The organism is Dongia sp. (genome assembly GCF_041909655.1).
Lineage (GTDB): Bacteria > Pseudomonadota > Alphaproteobacteria > Dongiales > Dongiaceae > Dongia.
In genome coordinates this window covers 18479-36607 of record NZ_JAYRDA010000004.1, presented here as the reverse complement: position 1 = coordinate 36607, position 18129 = coordinate 18479, and the positions used below count along the sequence as shown (strand labels likewise).

The following is an 18129-nucleotide window of genomic DNA, read 5'->3' as shown; positions in this document are numbered from 1 at the left end:
GGATGCAACATTGGGAGGATACCGAATGAAAAAGCTTATTGGGGGTGCTGGCGCGCTGGCGGCTGCCATCGCTCTTGCTCCGACGTCGGGTGCGCAAGCGGACGAACTGACGCTCTGCTGGGCGGCCTGGGATCCAGCCAACGCGCTGGTCGAATTGTCGAAGGATTTTACCGCGCAGACCGGCACCAACATGAAGTTCGAATTCGTGCCGTGGCCGAACTTCGCCGACCGCATGCTCAACGAACTCAATTCCGGCGGCAAATTGTGCGATCTGCTGATCGGCGATTCGCAATGGATCGGCGGTTCGGCCGAGAACGGCTATTACGTGAAGCTCAATGATTTCTTCGACAAGGAAGGAATCTCGATGGACGACTTCGCGCCTGCGACCGTCTATGCCTATTCGACCTGGCCGAAAGGCACGCCGAATTACTGGGCCCTGCCGGCGATGGGCGATGCCAATGGCTGGTTCTACCGCAAGGACTGGTTCGAGAACGCCGATCTGATGGCGGAATTCAAAGCCAAGTACAATCGCGATTTGGCGCCGCCGAAGACCTGGGCTGAATTGAAGGAAACCGCGGAGTTCTTCCAGGGCCGCGAGATCGACGGCAAGAAGGTCTATGGCGCGGCGATCTTCACCGAGCGTGCCTCGGAAGGCATCACCATGGGGGCCACCTCGGCGCTCTATCCCTATGGCTTCAAATACGAGAACACGCCGGGCAAATACGACATGGAAGGCGCCGTCAATTCCGCCGACGCGGTTGCCGGTCTGGAAATGTACAAGGCGATCTACGAGTGCTGCACTCCGCCGGGTTATACCGACAGCTATATGGGTGAAAACCTCGACGCGTTCAAATCGGGCCAGGTCGCGATGATGATGAACTGGTTCGCCTTCATGCCCGGCATGGCCAAGGACGAGACCGTCGGCGCGAAGACCGGCTTCTTCGTCAATCCGGGTGCCAAGGTCGCCGCGTCGACTCTGGGCGGGCAGGGCATCTCGGTTGTCGCCAATACCGACAACATGGACGGCGCGCTGGCTTACATCAAATGGTTTGCCCAGCCGGATGTGCAGAAGAAGTGGTGGTCGCTGGGTGGTTATGCCTGCCACAACGACGTGCTGAACGATCCGAGCTTCAAGGGTTCGCAGCCTTTCGCGGCGCAATTCCTCGAAGCCATGGGCGGCGTCCAGGATTTCTGGCAGGAACCGGCCTATGCCCAATTGCTGCAGGCCATGCAGAAGCGCATGCATGATTATGTGGTGGCGGACAAGGGTACCGCGAAGGAGGCACTTGACGGCCTCATCGTGGATTGGACCGCAATCTTCGAGGAAGAAGGCAAACTCTAACCACTTTTCCTGAGTGCCACGGCGTCTCCGACAGGCCCATGCCGGAGACGCCGCTCTTTCCCAGAGAGTCCTATGCCAAATATTGATGCCATTGCTCATCGCGCTGCCGCTGCGACGCCACCCGGCGTCGCCAGGGCGGTCCGCGGATTGTCCGACCGATCGATCGCCTGGCTGTTCGTCACGCCGACGATTCTGCTGCTGCTTGCCATCAACATCTTTCCGTTGATCTGGACGGTCTATCTCTCTTTCACCAATTACGCCTCGAACCGGCCCAACCGGCCGGTGGTGAATGTCGGCATCAAGTGGTATCAGGATATCCTGAGTTCGCCCGAGGTCTGGGCGGCGATGCAGGCGACGGCCCATTTCGTCTTCTGGACCATTCTGTTCCAGACCGTGATCGGCTTTGCTCTTGCCTATCTCATCGACCGCAAGTTTCGCGGCCATGCCTTCTGGACGACCATCATCCTCATCCCGATGATGCTGTCGCCGGCGGTGGTCGGCAATTTCTGGAAGTTTCTCTATCAGCCGCAGATCGGCCTCTTCAATTACATCGTCTCTTTCTTCACGGGGCTGCCGCCATCATCCTTCGAGATGCTGGGCTCGGTGACGCTGGCACCCTGGGCGATCGTCATCGTCGATACGTGGATGTGGACGCCTTATGTGATGCTGATCTGCCTTGCCGGATTGCGTTCCATCCCGGACTACATCCTGGAAGCGGCCGAAGTCGACCGCGCCTCGCGCTGGCAGCAATTCTGGTCGATCACGCTGCCAATGGCGCTGCCCTTCATCATGCTGGCGGTGCTCTTCCGCGGCATCGAGAATTTCAAAATGTTCGACATGGTGATGCTGCTGACCGGTGGCGGCCCGGGCTCGACCACCGAGCTTGCCTCGATCACCCTGAAGCGGCAGGCGTTCGAGGCCTATCGCACGGGATATTCCTCGGCCTTCGCCATCATCCTCTTCGTCGTCGTCTTCGGCCTCGCCAATGTTTACGTGAAGGCCCTCAACAAGGTGAAGCAGAGATGAGCGGCGCCAGCAACACTGCCCATTCGGTCGTCGAACCGTCGGCCAATTCGAAACGGATCGCCGGATTTCTGGTGATCCTCTATGCCCTGATCTCGATGGTGCCGCTGGCCTGGATCTTCGCAACCGGCTGGAAGACACCGCCGGATTCGATTTCCTATCCGCCCAAGGTGGTTTTCGAACCGTCGCTGGAGGGATACTGCAACCTCTTCACGACCCGCACGCGGCAGACCGACGAATATATCGAGGCGCTGGGCCCGCCGCAGGGGGAATGCGACGAGGTGACCAGGCGCCGGGAAATGGTGATCGCCGGCTCGTCGAATTACGTCCCGCGCTTTATCAATTCGCTGATTATCGCCTTCGGGTCCACCTTCCTCGCGGTCTCGCTGGGCGTGTTCTCGGCCTATGCCTTCTCGCGGTTCCGGATTCCGCTGGCCGACGATCTGCTGTTCTTCATCCTGTCGACGCGCATGATGCCGCCGATTGCCGTGGCGATCCCGATCTATCTGATGTATCGCGAGCTCGGCCTCTCGGATTCGGCGCTCGGGATGATCTTGCTCTATACGGCCGTCAACGTGTCGCTCGCGGTCTGGCTGCTCAAGGGCTTCATCGACGAGATCCCGCGTGAATATGAAGAAGCGGCCATGATCGACGGCTATACGCGCCTCCATGCCTTCTTCAAGGTGGTGCTGCCGCAGGCTGCGACCGGTATCGCCGCCACCGCGATCTTCTGCATGATTTTCGCCTGGAACGAATATGCCTTTGCGGTCCTGCTGACCTCGGGCGAGGCACAAACGGCGCCGCCCTTCATCCCGACCATTATCGGCGAAGGCGGCATGGATTGGCCCGCCGTGGGTGCCGGTACCACCTTGTTCCTGATCCCGATCGTCTTCTTCACCATCCTGCTGCGGAAGCATCTGCTGCGCGGCATCACCTTCGGCGCGGTGCGCAAATGAGCGCGGAAAAACTCACCCCCAATCCTACGCGGCCACGGCGCAACTGGCCGGCCTGGGCGAAACGCGGGCTGCTCGAGAATGTCGCCATCGCGCTCATCCTGTTCGGCGTTTTCATGCTGGTGCAGCCTTTCTCGATCACACTCTATGGCTGGTCGTTCATCACGGTACTCGGCGGCATCGTGATGTTCACAATCGTCAGCAAGTTTCCGGAGTAGACGATGGCCGAGATCAAAGTCGAAAACCTGCACAAGAGCTTTGGCGATTTCGCCGCGGTGAAGAATTCGAACTTCACCGTGGAGAATGGGGAGTTCTTCGTTCTTCTGGGTCCCTCGGGCTGCGGCAAGACGACGACCCTGCGCATGATCGCGGGGCTGGAATTGCCCACCTCCGGCCGCATTCTGCTGGGCGGCAACGACGTCACCTTCAAGCGCGCGGCCGAGCGCGACATCGCCTTCGTCTTCCAGCTCTTTGCCCTTTATCCGCATATGAACGTGCGCGACAATATCGGCTTCTCGCTGAAGTGTCAGGGTGTCGCGCGGTCTGAAATCCGCCGCCGGGTCGACGAAGCCGGCCGCATCCTGCGCATCGAGCATATCCTTGAAAAATCCGTCTCGGGGCTCTCCAGCGGTGACCGCCAACGCGTGGCACTGGGCCGCGCCATCGTGCGCGAGCCGATGTGCTTCCTGATGGACGAGCCTTTGGGTGCCCTCGATTCGGAGTTTCGCCATGTCATGTGCGGCGAGTTGCGCGGTCTCCATGACCGGTTGAAGGCCACCACGGTTTATGTGACCCATGACCAGCTCGAAGCCATGTCGATGGCCGACAAGATCGCGGTCATGAACAAGGGCGTCATCGAGCAATTTGCCAGCCCGCAGGAAATCTATCAGCGGCCGGTCAGCATGTTCGTGGCCGATTTCATCGGCTCGCCGCCGATGAACTTCCTGCGCTTCGAAAGCGGCATCGCGCGTGGCAGCGGCGAGGTGCAATTGGGTGCTGCGAAGGTGGCGATGCCGGAAATTCACGAGGATGTTGGCCCCGCCAAACTCGCACTGGGCGTGCGACCGGAACATATCCGCTTCGATGATAATTCTCCGTTGCGGGGTGCCATCTATGGCACTGAATATCTGGGGACGACGCAGGTCGTCACCATCGATACGGATTTCGGGCAGATCAAGGCACGCACCAGTTCCGAAACGCGCGTGACGCCGGGCAGCTCCGTCGGTCTGCGGCTGGAGCCCAATCGGCTGTCCTTGTTCCGCGCCGAAGACGGCCGGGCCATTCGCAGCAAGCTTTACGAGGGTGTGGCCCATGGCTGAGATCCGCCTTGAATCGGTGACCAAGCATTTTGGCGACGTGACGGCAGTCGAAGGCATCGACCTCACCGTTCATGACGGCGAGTTCGTGGTCTTGCTGGGCCCAACCGGTGCTGGCAAGACCACCACCTTGCGCCTCATCGCCGGGTTGGAGAAACCGGATGCGGGCCGGGTCCATATCGGTGGCCGTGACGCGGCACAGCTATCGCCGGCGGAACGCAACGTGGCCTTTGTGTTTCAGCAATACTCGCTCTATCCCCATCTCAGCGTATTCGACAATCTGGCCTTCCCGCTGCGGGCGCCGGTTCGGAAGCAGAGCCAGGAAGAGATCACCCGCGCGGTGGAGCGTGTGGCGAAGCTGCTGCGTATCGATCACAAGCTGCAGAACCGGGCGACACGCCTTTCGGGTGGCGAAATGCAGCGCGTCGCCATCGGCCGCGCCCTCGTGCGCTCGCCCTCGGTTTATCTGATGGATGAGCCGCTCTCCTCGCTGGACGCCAAGCTGCGTGCCGAATTGCGCCTCGAATTGCAGCATATCCAGCGCGATCTCGGCGCCACCATGCTCTACGTGACCCATGACCAGATCGAGGCCATGACCATGGCGACGCGGATCGGCGTGCTGGATCAGGGCCGGCTGGTGCAGATCGGCACGCCGCGCGAGATCTATGAATCACCGCGCAATACCTATGTGGCGACGAGGCTCGGCATGCCGTCGATCAATCTGCTGCCGGCCCAGGCCTTCGCCGGACAGGCGATCCCGGGCGACGCCGTGACGGTGGGGGCCAGGACCGAGCATGTCGTGGTGGACCGCGAGGGCAATGGCTCTGCGCTGAAAGTGGCCGCACGGGTCGAGTGGATCGAGCATTTGGGGGACCAGAACCATCTGCATCTCGCTTTGGGCGAGCACAAATTGGTAACGCTGGTCGATCCGGACATGAATCTGGCGGTGGGCGACGAATTGCGGGTGGGTCTGCGCGCCGCCTTGTTCTTCGGCGCCGATGGTGAGCGCATCGTCGCGTAAGGCCGCGCCGAAGTGACGCAGGCTGTCCGTCGGGCCGGGTACGATAAGAAGGATCTTTGATGAACAAGTTGCGAATTGAACGGAGATGGATTTGATGGCATCGGGTTCGGATCTGCGGGGGGTCATGCTGGCCGCCGTGGCGAAGGCGATCGAGCGTCACGCCGACGAATTGACGGCGCTGGATCAGGCCATCGGCGACGGCGATCATGGCATCAACATGAAGCGTGGCTTTGAGGCGGTGATGGCGGATGCCGGCAATCTGGTGGCCAAGCCCTGGCCGGAATTCCTGAAAGGCGTCGGCATGACGCTGGTGATGAAGGTCGGCGGCGCTTCCGGACCTTTGTTTGGCACCCTGTTTCTCACGCTGGGCAAGGAACTGCCGCCTGAGCCCACAATCGATGATGTGGTGAAGGCGCTGCGAGCGGCCATTGAGGCGGTGCAGGCACGGGGCAAGTCGGAGCGGGGGCAGAAGACCATGCTCGATGTGCTCATTCCCGTGGCCGAGCATCTGGAGGCCGGTGGACGCGATCTCGGCGGTATCGTTGCCGCGGCCGGGGCGGCGGCTGAGGCCACGGTGCCGATGAAGGCCATTCGCGGTCGCGCATCCTTTCTGGGCGACCGCTCGATCGGGCATCTCGATCCGGGTGCCCGATCCTCGGCGCTGATCATCACGGCGGTGGCCGATGTCTTGAAGGAAGTGGCATGAAGACGGTTGGAATCGTGATTGTCTCGCACTCGCCCAAGGTCGCCGAAGGGGCGGCGGACATGGTGCGGCAGATGGTCGGCAACGAGGTGCCGCTGGCCTGGTGCGGTGGCGATCCTGCGGGCGGCCTCGGCACCTCGGTCGAGAAGATCATGGGGGCGATCGATCAAGCCTGGTCGGAGGGAGGGGTCGCGATCCTGGTCGATCTGGGCGGCGCCGAGACGAATTCGGAGATGGCGATCGAGATGCTGCCGCCGGAGCGGCAAGGCAGGGTCGTCGTTTGCAACGCGCCGATTGTCGAGGGTGCCGTCATCGCGGCGACCGAAGCGGCGGGTGGATCCGCGCTGGATGTCGTCAAACGCACCGCCGAGGAATTGTCGCCGCAATGAGATCGGATAGCGTGAAGAATGAAGGACGCGGGTTATGAGTGAGGGGCCGATCACGGCGGCGATCGAGATTACCAATCCCACTGGGCTGCATGCGCGCCCGGCGGTGAAGCTCACTAAGCTTGCCAAGTCCTTTGCCGCGAAGATTGCCCTCGCTTTCGATTCCGGCGGTCCCTGGATCGATGCCAAGAGCGTCGTCAAGGTGATGGCGCTGAAGGCGCCGCAAGGTGCCATCCTGCATTTCACAGCGCAGGGCGCCGACGCGGCGGCGGCGATCAACGAGCTGGTCGATCTGGTCCGGCGCGATTTTGATGAAGGTCCGCATGCCGCGAGGGCAGCGGGCGTTCCGGAGCCGGGGCATGCCGACTGACATCTGGCATAGCGGCCGCGCGGCCGCGCCCGGCCTTGCGATCGGCCCGCTGTTCGAATTGCCGGATGCAGCCACGGCGCATCGCCAACGCGGCGCGCCGAGTGCGGAAGCAGAGGATCTGCGCGCGGCGATCGAACAGGCGATTGCCGACATTGCCGCTCTGCAAGAGATTGCTGATGGCGAGGCTGTCGATATCCTGGAATTTCAGGTGGCGATGCTGAGCGACGAGGCTTTGGCGGAAGGCGCCTTTGCCGAGATCGATACCGGTACCGCCGCGGATATCGCCTGGCGCCAGGCGCTGGATGCGCAGGTGGCCGATTACAGTGCGGCGGAAGACGAATACTTCCGGGCGCGCGCCGCCGATCTCGCCGATATTCGCGACCGGGTGCTGGGGCATCTTCTCGGCATTGCCGATCTGTCGCCGCCGCCGGGCGCCATCGTGCTGGCGCGCGATCTTCCGCCATCGCGCTTTCTCTCCTGGGATTGGAGCAAGGGTGGCGGCGTCGCGCTGACCGGCGGCAGTCCTACAAGTCATGTGGCGATGCTGGCGCGGGCGCGCGGCGTGCCGATGGTGGTGGGGCTCGCCTTGCCGGCAGGCTTGGCGGGCGAAAGCCAGATTGTGCTGCTGGACGGTGAGGCGGGCCGTGTGCGCGTGGCGCCGGATACAACCGAGATCGCCGAGTTCGAACGTCGTCGCAGCGAGGCGCGGGAACAGGCGGCGCAATGGCAGGAATATCTGCTGCGGCCCGCGGTGACCGCGCGCGGCGAGCGTGTGCTGACGCAGATCAATGTCGCCGAACCCGCCGAACTGGACGACCTCGATCCCCGGATCTGCGACGGCATCGGCTTGGTCCGTACCGAGTTCCTGTTTCATGGTCAGACCGGCCTGCCGGATGAAGATCAACAATACGCCGTCTATCGCCGCATCGTTGCGTGGGCAGCCGGCCGGCCGGTCACCATCCGCACCCTGGATGCCGGCGGCGACAAGCCCATCCCAGGTCTGACGCAGGATGCCGAATCCAATCCGTTCCTCGGCCTGCGCGGCATCCGGCTCTCCCTCGCGCATCCCGATGTGTTCCGCAAGCAGCTCCGCGCCCTGGCGCGGGCTGCTGCTGCCGGGCCGCTCAAGATCATGCTGCCGATGGTGACGGTGCCCGAGGAAATTGCCGCTGCCGCGGAGCTTCTGCGCGGGGAGATCGCTGTCCTGGAGAAGGACGGCATCGCCTGCCGCATGCCGGAACTGGGCATCATGGTCGAAGTGCCGGCGGCGGCACTGGCCGTCGAGCGTTACCCGGCAGCTTTCTTTTCCATCGGCTCCAACGATCTTACCCAATACGTGACGGCGGCGGCGCGGGATATTGCGTCGGTGGCAGGCCTCAACGATACCACCAATCCGGCTGTTCTTGCGCTCATTGAACGGGTCGCGCGTTTCGGCCGGGAATCCGGGCGCGATGTCAGTCTGTGCGGTGATGCCGGCGGCGATCCGCGCCTCATTCCATTGCTCCTGGAGCGGGGTGTCCGCAACCTCTCGATGGCGCCCGCCATGCTGGCGCGGGCCAAGGCGCTGATCGCGCAATGGCCGGAAGGTGTCGCCTGATGAACGCCGAATCAGAAATCTCCGGCACCGAGGCCTCGGCCATGGCCGAGTACAAGGGCATCCTGCAGCGCCTGCTTGACAATCGCCCATCTGGAACACGCCAGCGCCTCGCGCATGCCCTGGGCAAGAACCGATCCTTTGTCTCGCAGATCACCAATGCAAGCTATGCCGTTCCGATCCCGGCGCCGCATCTCGAGACGATTTTCGAGATCGTGCATTTTCCGCCGATGGAGCGGCTGGCCTTTCTCGCGGCCTATGACAAGGCGCATCCCGGCCGCCTGCAGCGCAGCCATGCCGGCCGCCGCATCCGCACCGCCACCTTGCATGTGCCTGATCTGGGCAATGACGAACGCAACCGGCGCCTGGATCATATGCTGAGCGATCTTGCCGTGCAGATGGCCAAGATCATCGAAGACGAAAAATAAAAGTTGGGGAGAGTTGCCGTGAAGAAGTTGATCAATGCCACCGAGAACGTCCTCGCGGAAAGCCTCGACGGCTTCGCGGCCGCGCATGCCGACATCGTGACTTTGGGTGACGAGCGGAAATTCGCGCAGCGCCGCACGCTGAAGAAGGGCAAGCCGGCGTTGATCTCCGGCGGCGGCTCCGGCCACGAGCCCTTGCATGCGGGCTTTGTCGGTCATGGCATGCTGGATGCGGCCTGTCCCGGCCAGGTCTTTACCTCGCCCACACCGGATCAGATGCTGGCCGCGGCACAGGCGGTGGATACCGGCGGCGGTGCGCTCTTCATCGTCAAGAATTACGAGGGCGACGTGATGAACTTCGCCATGGCATCGGAAATGGCCGCCGATATGGGCATCGGCACGGTGGCGACCGTGATCACCGATGACGATGTGGCGGTGGAAAAATCGACCTATTCGATCGGGCGCCGCGGTGTTGCCGGCACCATGATCGTCGAACGCCTGGTCGGCGCGGCGGCGGAGCAGGGGCGGGACCTCGCCGGGCTGGAAGCCTATGGCAAGCTGGTCAATGGCCGCACACGGTCGATGGGCGTGGCACTCAGCTCCTGCACGGTGCCGGCGGCGGGCAAGCCGACCTTCACGCTCGCCGAAGATGAAATGGAGATGGGCGTCGGCATCCACGGGGAACCGGGGCGCCGCCGGGTCAAGCTCGCCTCGGCCGATGCCATCGCCGAGGAGATGTTGGGCGCGATCCTGGGCGATCTGGCGCCCAAGGCCGGCAAGCAGGTTCTGCTGCTGATCAATGGTTTCGGCGGGACGCCGGCGATGGAGCTCTATCTGATGTGCAATTCGGCGCAGCGGATTCTGGCCGGCCATAAATTGCTGGCGGCGCGCTGCCTGGTCGGGTCCTATGTGACGTCGCTGGAAATGGCCGGCTGCTCGATCACGGTGAGCGTGGTCGAGGATGACGATATCGCGCTGTGGGATTCGCCCGTGCACACGGCGGCATTGCGCTGGGGGATGTAAAGGAAAGGGCCGGACCGGTTTCCCGATCCGACCCTTCTTGCGCCGATGAGCTGAAGATTACTGCTTTAGCGCTTTCACTTCTTCCCACAGCTTGATGTATTTCGTGTTGAGCGTGGTTTCGACCGGCTCGAACAGGATGCCGTTCTTCAGATGCTGGATCGGATCGGTGATGCCGAGGGCGGCGACCTTCGCCGGATCGGCCATCTCGAACGACTTCAGGTTGCTGTGGCCGTAACCGGATTCCTCGATCAGATACTTGCCGGTTTCCGGTGATAACCAGGCATCGAGGAAATCATATGCAGCAGCTTCGTCGCCCTTGCCTGTATTGAGCAGGGTGAGGCCGCAGAGCCAGGTGAAGATACCTTCCTTGGGCTGTGCGTATTTAACGGGGATGCCCTGTTCCTTGAGCGCCTTGACCGTCTGGTTCCAGGCATAGGCGGCGACGATTTCGCCGGAGGCCAGCGCCTGGTCGACTTCGGTCGGGTCCGTCCACAGGAAGCGGCTGTTGCGCACGATCTTTTCGGCTGTCGCGCGTGTGCCGGCAAGTTGTTCCTCGGTCATGCGGAAGATCTCTTCCTTCGGATAACCGAGCAGCAGGCCGGCGATTTCCAGCGCTGCTTCGGTATCCGACATCGAGACGCGGCCTTCATAGCGCTCGTCCGTGAAGATGTTCCAGGATTCGTTCGCCTCGTAATCGGCTTCGACCAGATCGGTGCGGTAGGCGATGCCGGAATTGCCCCAATCGGCGGGCACCATCACGACCTCGTTGTTCATCACGACGCCATTGATGGTCCGGAGTGTTTCGAAGACGTCGTTCCAATGCGTCAGCCGCGTGGTATCGATCGCCTTGGTAATCTTGGCCTCGACGAAATAGCCGACCGAATAGGTGCAGGGATGCATCATGTCGGCATTGAAGCCGCTACGCACCTTCTGCAAGGCTTCGTCCTCATTGGCGAAGATGGAGAAGTTCGGCGCGGCACCGTGTTTGGAAATGAAAGACTGAAAATATTCCGGAATGTCGTAACCGCTCCATTCCATAATGGTCAGCGGTTCTGCCGCGAAGCTGCGCTTCGGCAGAACAAGAACGCCGACACCGAACGCAGCCGCTGCACGCATGGCATCGCGCCGCGAGACGCGGCCCTGCGACATGCGGTCGATGAATTTCAATCTGTTCATTCCCATAGCCCCCTATCGAGTTTCTGATCATTGACGCGATCGCATGTGCGAACGGCACGCAGGACGACGCAAATTTGACGGCGTTGAGCAAGGAACTGTCAACGCCAAATTTGGCGGATGGCCGACAGCTCACGAAAGCATGAACACGGCCGCTTGCGATCATGAAACATATGCATGAAGTCAGGTCGCGCATTCATGAAGCGCGTTGCACTTGACAGCGCCGTGAAGGCCGACTGACACTGACGCCAACGCACTGCAGCAACGCAAGTGCATCAGGGCGGTTACGGGTTTGGGAAGTTCTCGGAATGAGTGATGTCGCCGATACCAATCGGATCGCAGGGCCGCGCCCCATGGGTGCCGTGAGGTCCCGCTTAAGTCAACGATATCCGTGGTTGCGCGGCTATCTGCTGATGTCACCGACGCTGATCGTGATGCTGTGCATGCTGATCATGCCGGTTGTCGCTCTGGTTGTGCGCAGTTTCTGGACTCAGCACGTCTTCGAGATCGATACCACCTTTACCATGCGCAATTATGCGCAGCTCTTCGAGCTTTCCGATCGCATCACCTACTGGTTCGGCATCCCGTTCCCGCTCGCTAACCCGGTCTATCTCATCCTGTTGGTCAAATCGATCGCCATGTCACTGGCGGTGACCGTGGTCGTGGTGCTGGTGGCCTATCCGATGGCCTATTTCATGGCCTTCCGCGTCAACCGCCACAAGATGCTCTGGCTGATCCTGATCACGATTCCGATCTGGACCAGCTATCTGCTGCGCGTCTTCGCCTGGAAGATCATGCTGGGCTTCAACGGCGTCATCAATTCCAGCCTGATGAAAATCGGGTTGATCGATGCGCCGCTGGAATTTCTGCTCTACAATCCCGTGGCGGTGATCATCACGCTCGCGCACGCCTGGGTCGCCTTTGCGATCCTGCCCATCTATGTCAGCCTGGAAAAGATCGACCGGTCTCTGCTGGAAGCGGCCACCGATCTCGGCGACAAACCCTGGGAGCGCTTCTGGCATGTCACCCTGCCGCTGTCGGCGCCGGGTACCATCGCCACCACTTTGCTGGTTTTTATCCCGACCGTGGGTGATTACGTGACGCCGTCTCTGGTCGGCGGGTCGGGTGGCAGCATGATCGGCAATTCGATCCAGATTCTCTTCGGCCGTCAGAACGATGCGCCGCTTGGATCGGCGGTCGCTGTCGTCATGATGGCGACTATCACCGCCATCGTCTGTCTGTTTCTCTGGCTGGTGGATTATCGCAAGATCCGCGCGCGGGGAGCAGCCTGAACCATGCGCAAGGGTCCCGATCTGCTCAACCTCTACGGCTTGCTGTTCCTGGTCTTTCTCTATGCGCCGGTGCTGTTGCTGCCGCTGTTCTCGTTCAATGATTCGACCGTGGCCATCTTTCCGCTGAAAGGCTTCACGCTGACGGCCTACCAGCAGATGATCAGCAACCCGCAATTGCTGACCGCGCTGAAGAACAGTGTGATGGTCGCCATCGGTGTGTCATTCGTCAGCACGACCTTTGGGCTGCTGGCGGCGATGGCGGTGACGCGCTACAAGCTGCCGGGGCAGGGGCCGGTGATGGGCGTCATCATGCTGCCCCTGGTGGTTCCCAGCATCATTCTGGCCGTGGCCCTGCTGGTGATCCTGCGCCAGGTCTTCGACGTTCCGTTGACGCTGTGGACGGTCGGCGCGGGGCATGTCCTGATTTGCGTGCCCTTTTCGATGATGGTGCTGATGTCCCGCCTGGAAGGATTCGACCGGTCGCTGGAGGAGGCGTCCAGCGATCTTGGCGAAACCGGCTGGATGACCTTCTGGCGCGTGACTTTTCCGCTGGCGATGCCTGGCATCATCGCCAGCCTGCTGATGTCCTTCACGATTTCCCTCGATGAATACGTGCTGGCCTTCTTCCTCAGCGGCATCGACCAGACCCTGCCGATCTTCCTTTATAGCCAGCTGCGCTTCCCGCAGCGCCTGCCGATGACCTTGGCGCTCGGCACGACGATTCTCGTGGTCTCGACCTTCATCGTCGTCTTTTCCGAAGTTCTGCGCCGCCGTGGCGTCCAGTCAACCAAGCCAACCGGACTCTGACCCTCATGAACGCCGCCGATTCGATCATTTCGCTCGATCACGTCTCCAAGCATTTCGGCCCGGTGTGCGCGGTCGACGATGTCAGCTTCGAGATCAAGCGGGGCGAGTTCTTTTCGCTGCTGGGACCGTCCGGCTGCGGCAAGACCACCTTGCTGCGCATGCTGGCGGGATTCGAGGTGCCAACCTCCGGTGCCATTCTGATCGACGGGCAGGATGTCTCGACCGTGCCGCCGCATGCGCGGCCGACCAATATGGTGTTCCAGAACTATGCCATTTTCCCGCATCTCAACGTTGGTGAGAACATCGCCTATGGCCTCCGGAAAAAGGGTCTCTCGAAGACAGAGCTGAGGCGCGTGGTCGAGGAAGCGCTGGAACTCATCAAGATGCCGGGCTATGGCGAGCGCGCGAGCCACCAGCTTTCCGGCGGCCAGCGCCAGCGTGTGGCTCTGGCCCGGGCGCTGGTCTGCAAGCCGAAAGTGCTGCTGCTCGATGAGCCCTTGGGCGCCCTCGACAAGAAGCTGCGCGAGGAAATGCAGATCGAGCTCCGCCAGATCCAGCGAACGGTCGGCGTCACCTTCGTCTTCGTGACGCATGACCAGGAGGAAGCTCTGGCGCTCTCGGACCGGATCGCCGTCATGTCGCGCGGCAAGGCTTTGCAGATCGATGCCGCCAACCGGCTCTACGAAGCGCCCAATTGCAGGGAGGTGGCGGGCTTCATCGGTTCGATGAATTTCTTCCAGGGTGCCTTGAAGGATGTGGTCAACGGCACGGCGTTGATCGATGCCGGGCATCTCGGACAATTGACCGTGTCGGTCAACGGCCATGTGCCTGACAAGGGCAGTGTCGTCTCGATCGCCGTCCGCCCGGAGAAGCTGAGACTGAGCTGGGACAAACCGGCGGCTGGGCAGAATGCGATTGCCGGGCGGGTCGAAGCCGAAGCCTATTTCGGCGACCGCAGCCATTACCATGTCGCGGTGGACGGCATGTCGATCCCGGTCGCTGTCGCCTTGCAGAAATCCGACCGCGCGCTCGACGATGCCAGTTCGATCGGCCGGCCGGTCTGGCTGAGCTGGCCCAACAATGCCGCCGTGCTGCTGACCGAATAGAGAGTCCTCAGGCTAAAAATTCCTCAGGCGAGTTCGGCCGCGATCGCCTTCAGGCCGGCAAGGATCAAGCGGTCCATCGGCTCGTCGACCGGGAGAGGTTGCGACGAGACCTTGATGATCACCAGTTCGGCGCGCTGATCGATGAAGATCCATTGGCCATGGATGCCGACAGCGCAGAATTGCCCGCGCGCGTCGTCAAGGATGTACCATTTGCTGCGATAGCTGCCGCCGGGATTGAAGTGCTGCATGTCGCCGCGTGACCAGGCGGCTTTGTCGCCTTTGCTCAGGATGTCGTCGACCCAGAAGCCCGGTACCACGGACTTGCCGTTGACCCGGCCGCCCAACCGCATCATCTCGCCGAAGCGGGCGAGATCGCGCAGAGAGGCACTCATGCCGCCGGCGGTGCGCGATGCGCCCAGACGGTCGACGGTGACATAGGCCGGCTGTTCCGCACCAAGATGTGCCCAGATCCGTTCGCTGAGGAGATCGGGGAGGGGCTTGCCGCCGGCGCGCTCCAGGATCCAGCCCAACAGATCCGAATTGATCGAGAGATAGTTGAAGCGGTGGCCATGTTCGCCTGGACCGCGCTTGATTCCGGTGAGGAAGCTGCGCAGATCGCCGGGATCTTCGTTGGGTAAAGGCGGGTTCCAGCCGGTGGCGCGGCGGTAGCGCATGAAATCGCTTTCGGGGTTGAGATATTCCTCGGCGAAATCGACGGCGACGGTCATGTCGAGCACATGGCGCACGGTGGCATTGCCATAAGCGGAGTTCCGCGCTTCGGGAATGTATTGCGTGACCGGCGCGTCGGGATCGAGCTCGCCGCGCTCGACCAGCGATCCGGCAAGGCTGCCGGTGATCGACTTGCTGACCGAAAAGACGATATGTGGGCGGGTGCGGGTGAGGGCGCCGGCATAGGATTCGGTGGCGATCTTGCCCTTGTGCAGGACCAGGAAGCCGTCGGTATAGGTCTCGGCCAGCATCCCCGAAATCGTGCTGTCGCGGCCATCGCCGGTGCGGCAGGCGATGCGGTTGAAATCCGCCGCTGCGATCGCCAGCGGCGTTACCGCATCCGGATCATGGGCGATGATGGCACTTGGCACGATCTCGGAGACGTGAGTGAAGGCCCAGCGGTTGAACGGTTCGACGCGCCAGTTGGCGAGCGTCACCTGATGCTCGGGCGCCGAAGGAGCGGCTTGCATCAGGCGGGGTTCAAAGGGCATTGCATCCATCATCGGCACCTTGCGCAGCTTAGAAAATCAGCTGCGCAATGTAGCCATTGTTTTACGCCTGTGCAAAGGGTCACGATCATCCAAAAAGAACCCCGCCGCGGCTTGGCTGGACCGCGGCGGGGTGTCGGCAGTTGCTGGCTCAGGGAATTTCTTGGTTAGGGAACTTCCTGGTTAGAACGACATGCCATAGCTGACGGCGACCCGATAGTCGCGGCCAGGGCCTTCCTCGGTGGCGAGGAAACGGGTGTAGTCTTCGTCGGTCAGGTTCTCGATGCCGGCATCGACACGGAAGCCTTGCAGCGGGCCTTCGCTCGGCTCCCAGGACGCGAACAGACCGACGAGGTTGACGCCGTCGGTGCGCAGCTCTTCATCCGCGGCCCGGTTTTGCGACCACAGATACTCATTGGTGACGCCGAAAGTGACGTCGATCTGCGGCACGCGGGCGCCCACCGTCAGCACCAGCTTGTCCGCCGGGATCGAGTTCAGGTACTCGTCATCCGTCTGGTTCCAGCCGCGAATACGCGAATAGCCGCCACTGAAGAAGAAGAAGTCGGCGTCATAGTTGAGGCCAACCTCAATGCCGTCGATTTTCGCCCGGGGCACGTTAACAGGGGTGGTGGTCATCAGGACCGGCACGTTCATGATGACATCGCCATCAATGAAATTCTTCGCACGCGTGGTGTGGTAGGCGAGGTTGAAGCCGAGGGCGTCATTCTCCAGGACGACATCGCCGAAGTTGAGTTTTACACCGCCCTCCCAGGTCTTGGCGGTTTCCGGCTTGAGGTCCGGATTGGCAACGAAGACGTTGTTAAAGGGGCCGAAAACGGCGAAGTGCGTTCCGCCGATATAAAGTTCGGAGACCGAAGGCGCGCGATAGCCTTCGGCGTAGCTGGCATAGAGATTGACCCATTCGAACGGTTCCCAGCTGAGGCCGATCTTGGGCGAGATCCGATCATGAGACTGGCTGTCGAAGTCGCTGCTCTCCGGGTTGGTTTGGTAGTAGTCCCAGCGTACGCCTGGGGTCAGCGACACCTGGTCAAACAGCTTGATCTCGTGCTGTAGATAGACGCCGACAACATCCTGTGTTGCATCAGGGAATTGCTCGCGCACGTCCCCGTTCAAGCGGCCTTCGCCGGAATCGTGATAGTACTCGGTGCCGAAGGTGGTCGCATGCTTTGCCCAGCCGCTGTCGAATTCGAACGTGTTGTTGACGTCGAGGCCGGTCGTCGTCAGACGTGTTTCTGATACGCGGTCGTAATCGTCCCCGGTGTCTTTGGTATCGGTGTCGTCGCGATAGGCCGTCGCCTTGAGATTGATGAGGTCGGTGTCCGGGCTGTCGAATGAGTAGTTCAGTGTCGCGGTGCTCTTGCTGATCGCATGGTTGCCATCAAATTCCGTGTTGGCATTGTCAACATCGGTAAACGTCTCGTCCTCGTCGTTCTCGTAGATCAAGCCGGAGAGCTCGAGGCGATGACCGTCCGCCGGCTCGATACCGAGTTTCATCAAGCCCGACAGGATGTCGACCTCTGTATCGTCGATGCGGGCGCCGTCATTGCCGCCCTTGTAGTCGATACTGTCACGCCAGACGATGTTGCCCAGAAAATCAACCTGGTCGATCGGTTTTACCGCGACGGTGCCGGCGAGGACCGGCTCTTCATTGACCGAATGGAATCCAACCTTGCCGCGCAGGCCGACGGTATCGCCTTCGTCGATGAAGTCCGCCGCATCCTTGGTTTCGATGGCGATGACGCCGCCGATGGCGCCGCTGCCATAGAGGGTCGAGCCTGGACCCTTCATGACCTCGATCTGTTTCACCATATCGGGATCGATGAACATCATGCCGCCATGGCCGGACCCGACATTCTGGCGCGCACCATCGATCAGGGTCACGACGCGGTTGGTGCCCCAGCCGGTGGAGCCCATGCCGCGGATATTCGGCTGGCTGCTGGAACCTTTGTTGCCGCCTTCCATTTCCACGCCGGGAAGGTCGTTGAGTACATCGCCTACCGTTTGCGGTTGCTTGCGCTCCAATTGCTCCTGGTCGATGACGTCGATCGTTGCCGGGACCTCGCTGGCGCGCCGCGGCGTCTTGGTCCCCGTTACCGTGAGGGGGTCGAGCGGCAGAATTTCTTCGTCCGCAGCGGGCAGCTCGGTTTCCTGGGTGGCTGGATCTGTCGTCTCTTGTGCCGATGCCGGGCCTAGCGGCAAAAGCAACGCCGCCAGCAAGGCTGTCGAGGCCAAAAGTCGTGGACGGAGAGAAGATGTGGTCGTGCGCATGCCGGATGCCCCCCAATGCTCAAGTCAGGTGATTTGCTTCCTGGCTTGGCTCGGACTGGGCCGATGACGCCCGGGTTTCCGGGCGCGCG

General features: G+C 61.7%; 18 protein-coding genes. 15 read left to right on the top strand and 3 right to left on the bottom strand.

The window, feature by feature from the left end:
• Nucleotides 1-25: 25 nt before the first annotated feature.
• From ACE3PR_RS09130 to dhaK, 12 genes are all read left to right on the top strand, one after another.
• On the top strand, nt 26-1342 hold the full coding sequence (locus ACE3PR_RS09130; protein WP_374370878.1) for an ABC transporter substrate-binding protein: 1317 nt from the start codon (nt 26-28) through the stop codon (nt 1340-1342).
• 72 nt (nt 1343-1414) lie between these two features.
• Nucleotides 1415-2368 carry a carbohydrate ABC transporter permease gene (locus ACE3PR_RS09125; RefSeq protein WP_374370876.1) on the top strand — a complete coding sequence of 318 codons (954 nt, stop codon included), beginning with the start codon at nt 1415-1417 and terminating at the stop codon, nt 2366-2368.
• Nucleotides 2365-3321, top strand: coding sequence for a carbohydrate ABC transporter permease (locus ACE3PR_RS09120; RefSeq protein WP_374370874.1), 957 nt, complete (start codon nt 2365-2367; stop codon nt 3319-3321). Before ACE3PR_RS09125 ends, ACE3PR_RS09120 begins: the two co-directional genes overlap by 4 nt.
• Nucleotides 3318-3536: a hypothetical protein gene (locus ACE3PR_RS09115; protein ID WP_374370872.1), complete on the top strand. Its 219-nt coding sequence runs from the start codon at nt 3318-3320 to the stop codon at nt 3534-3536. The genes ACE3PR_RS09120 and ACE3PR_RS09115 overlap by 4 nt, the downstream gene beginning before the upstream one ends.
• Before the next feature lie 3 nt (nt 3537-3539).
• A complete protein-coding gene (locus ACE3PR_RS09110) occupies nt 3540-4637 on the top strand; it encodes an ABC transporter ATP-binding protein (RefSeq protein ID WP_374370870.1) in 1098 nt (365 codons plus the stop codon).
• The gene (locus ACE3PR_RS09105) at nt 4630-5655 is read left to right on the top strand and encodes an ABC transporter ATP-binding protein (RefSeq protein ID WP_374370868.1); all 1026 of its coding nucleotides are present in this window, start codon (nt 4630-4632) and stop codon (nt 5653-5655) included. The genes ACE3PR_RS09110 and ACE3PR_RS09105 overlap by 8 nt, the downstream gene beginning before the upstream one ends.
• A 94-nt stretch (nt 5656-5749) precedes the next feature.
• Complete coding sequence (gene dhaL, locus ACE3PR_RS09100) at nt 5750-6361, top strand: dihydroxyacetone kinase subunit DhaL (RefSeq protein ID WP_374370866.1); 612 nt, start codon at nt 5750-5752, stop codon at nt 6359-6361.
• Entirely contained in the window at nt 6358-6747 is a 390-nt protein-coding gene (gene dhaM, locus ACE3PR_RS09095) for a dihydroxyacetone kinase phosphoryl donor subunit DhaM (protein ID WP_374370864.1), read from the top strand. Before dhaL ends, dhaM begins: the two co-directional genes overlap by 4 nt.
• Before the next feature lie 34 nt (nt 6748-6781).
• Nucleotides 6782-7114 carry an HPr family phosphocarrier protein gene (locus tag ACE3PR_RS09090; RefSeq protein ID WP_374370861.1) on the top strand — a complete coding sequence of 111 codons (333 nt, stop codon included), beginning with the start codon at nt 6782-6784 and terminating at the stop codon, nt 7112-7114.
• A complete protein-coding gene (gene ptsP / locus ACE3PR_RS09085) occupies nt 7104-8711 on the top strand; it encodes a phosphoenolpyruvate--protein phosphotransferase (protein WP_374370859.1) in 1608 nt (535 codons plus the stop codon). Before ACE3PR_RS09090 ends, ptsP begins: the two co-directional genes overlap by 11 nt.
• Nucleotides 8711-9136: a hypothetical protein gene (locus ACE3PR_RS09080; protein ID WP_374370857.1), complete on the top strand. Its 426-nt coding sequence runs from the start codon at nt 8711-8713 to the stop codon at nt 9134-9136. Before ptsP ends, ACE3PR_RS09080 begins: the two co-directional genes overlap by 1 nt.
• Nucleotides 9137-9154: 18 nt before the next feature.
• A complete protein-coding gene (gene dhaK / locus ACE3PR_RS09075) occupies nt 9155-10156 on the top strand; it encodes a dihydroxyacetone kinase subunit DhaK (RefSeq protein ID WP_374370855.1) in 1002 nt (333 codons plus the stop codon).
• A gap of 57 nt (nt 10157-10213) precedes the next feature.
• On the opposite strand, the gene ACE3PR_RS09070 is transcribed toward dhaK, so the two are convergent.
• A complete protein-coding gene (locus ACE3PR_RS09070; RefSeq protein WP_374370853.1) occupies nt 10214-11332 on the bottom strand; it encodes a PotD/PotF family extracellular solute-binding protein in 1119 nt (372 codons plus the stop codon).
• 410 nt (nt 11333-11742) lie between these two features.
• Here ACE3PR_RS09070 and ACE3PR_RS09065 point away from each other — a divergent pair, with 410 nt between their 5' ends.
• Genes ACE3PR_RS09065 through ACE3PR_RS09055 form a run of 3 tightly spaced genes read left to right on the top strand, consistent with a single transcriptional unit; the run spans nt 11743 to nt 14534 of the window.
• A complete protein-coding gene (locus ACE3PR_RS09065) occupies nt 11743-12621 on the top strand; it encodes an ABC transporter permease (protein ID WP_374370850.1) in 879 nt (292 codons plus the stop codon).
• A 3-nt stretch (nt 12622-12624) separates the two neighbouring features.
• Nucleotides 12625-13428: an ABC transporter permease gene (locus ACE3PR_RS09060; protein ID WP_374370848.1), complete on the top strand. Its 804-nt coding sequence runs from the start codon at nt 12625-12627 to the stop codon at nt 13426-13428.
• Nucleotides 13429-13433: 5 nt separating this feature from the next.
• Nucleotides 13434-14534 carry an ABC transporter ATP-binding protein gene (locus ACE3PR_RS09055; protein ID WP_374370846.1) on the top strand — a complete coding sequence of 367 codons (1101 nt, stop codon included), beginning with the start codon at nt 13434-13436 and terminating at the stop codon, nt 14532-14534.
• Nucleotides 14535-14557: 23 nt separating this feature from the next.
• On the opposite strand, the gene ACE3PR_RS09050 is transcribed toward ACE3PR_RS09055, so the two are convergent.
• Both ACE3PR_RS09050 and ACE3PR_RS09045 read right to left on the bottom strand, forming a co-directional pair.
• Nucleotides 14558-15754: a serine hydrolase domain-containing protein gene (locus ACE3PR_RS09050; protein WP_374370843.1), complete on the bottom strand. Its 1197-nt coding sequence runs from the start codon at nt 15752-15754 to the stop codon at nt 14558-14560.
• Between the two features lie 180 nt (nt 15755-15934).
• Entirely contained in the window at nt 15935-18040 is a 2106-nt protein-coding gene (locus ACE3PR_RS09045; protein WP_374370841.1) for a TonB-dependent hemoglobin/transferrin/lactoferrin family receptor, read from the bottom strand.
• Between the last annotated feature and the right edge of the window lie 89 nt (nt 18041-18129).

What these genes read in the sequence shown, in the direction of transcription:
- ACE3PR_RS09130 (WP_374370878.1), top strand. Translation starts at nt 26, where the DNA reads ATGAAAAAGCTTATTGGGGGTGCTGGCGCGCTGGCGGCTGCCATCGCT.
- ACE3PR_RS09125 (WP_374370876.1), top strand. Translation starts at nt 1,415, where the DNA reads ATGCCAAATATTGATGCCATTGCTCATCGCGCTGCCGCTGCGACGCCA.
- ACE3PR_RS09120 (WP_374370874.1), top strand. Translation starts at nt 2,365, where the DNA reads ATGAGCGGCGCCAGCAACACTGCCCATTCGGTCGTCGAACCGTCGGCC.
- ACE3PR_RS09115 (WP_374370872.1), top strand. Translation starts at nt 3,318, where the DNA reads ATGAGCGCGGAAAAACTCACCCCCAATCCTACGCGGCCACGGCGCAAC.
- ACE3PR_RS09110 (WP_374370870.1), top strand. Translation starts at nt 3,540, where the DNA reads ATGGCCGAGATCAAAGTCGAAAACCTGCACAAGAGCTTTGGCGATTTC.
- ACE3PR_RS09105 (WP_374370868.1), top strand. Translation starts at nt 4,630, where the DNA reads ATGGCTGAGATCCGCCTTGAATCGGTGACCAAGCATTTTGGCGACGTG.
- dhaL (WP_374370866.1), top strand. Translation starts at nt 5,750, where the DNA reads ATGGCATCGGGTTCGGATCTGCGGGGGGTCATGCTGGCCGCCGTGGCG.
- dhaM (WP_374370864.1), top strand. Translation starts at nt 6,358, where the DNA reads ATGAAGACGGTTGGAATCGTGATTGTCTCGCACTCGCCCAAGGTCGCC.
- ACE3PR_RS09090 (WP_374370861.1), top strand. Translation starts at nt 6,782, where the DNA reads ATGAGTGAGGGGCCGATCACGGCGGCGATCGAGATTACCAATCCCACT.
- ptsP (WP_374370859.1), top strand. Translation starts at nt 7,104, where the DNA reads ATGCCGACTGACATCTGGCATAGCGGCCGCGCGGCCGCGCCCGGCCTT.
- ACE3PR_RS09080 (WP_374370857.1), top strand. Translation starts at nt 8,711, where the DNA reads ATGAACGCCGAATCAGAAATCTCCGGCACCGAGGCCTCGGCCATGGCC.
- ACE3PR_RS09070 (WP_374370853.1), bottom strand. Translation starts at nt 11,332, where the DNA reads ATGAACAGATTGAAATTCATCGACCGCATGTCGCAGGGCCGCGTCTCG.
- ACE3PR_RS09065 (WP_374370850.1), top strand. Translation starts at nt 11,743, where the DNA reads ATGTCACCGACGCTGATCGTGATGCTGTGCATGCTGATCATGCCGGTT.
- ACE3PR_RS09060 (WP_374370848.1), top strand. Translation starts at nt 12,625, where the DNA reads ATGCGCAAGGGTCCCGATCTGCTCAACCTCTACGGCTTGCTGTTCCTG.
- ACE3PR_RS09055 (WP_374370846.1), top strand. Translation starts at nt 13,434, where the DNA reads ATGAACGCCGCCGATTCGATCATTTCGCTCGATCACGTCTCCAAGCAT.
- ACE3PR_RS09050 (WP_374370843.1), bottom strand. Translation starts at nt 15,754, where the DNA reads ATGCCCTTTGAACCCCGCCTGATGCAAGCCGCTCCTTCGGCGCCCGAG.
- ACE3PR_RS09045 (WP_374370841.1), bottom strand. Translation starts at nt 18,040, where the DNA reads ATGCGCACGACCACATCTTCTCTCCGTCCACGACTTTTGGCCTCGACA.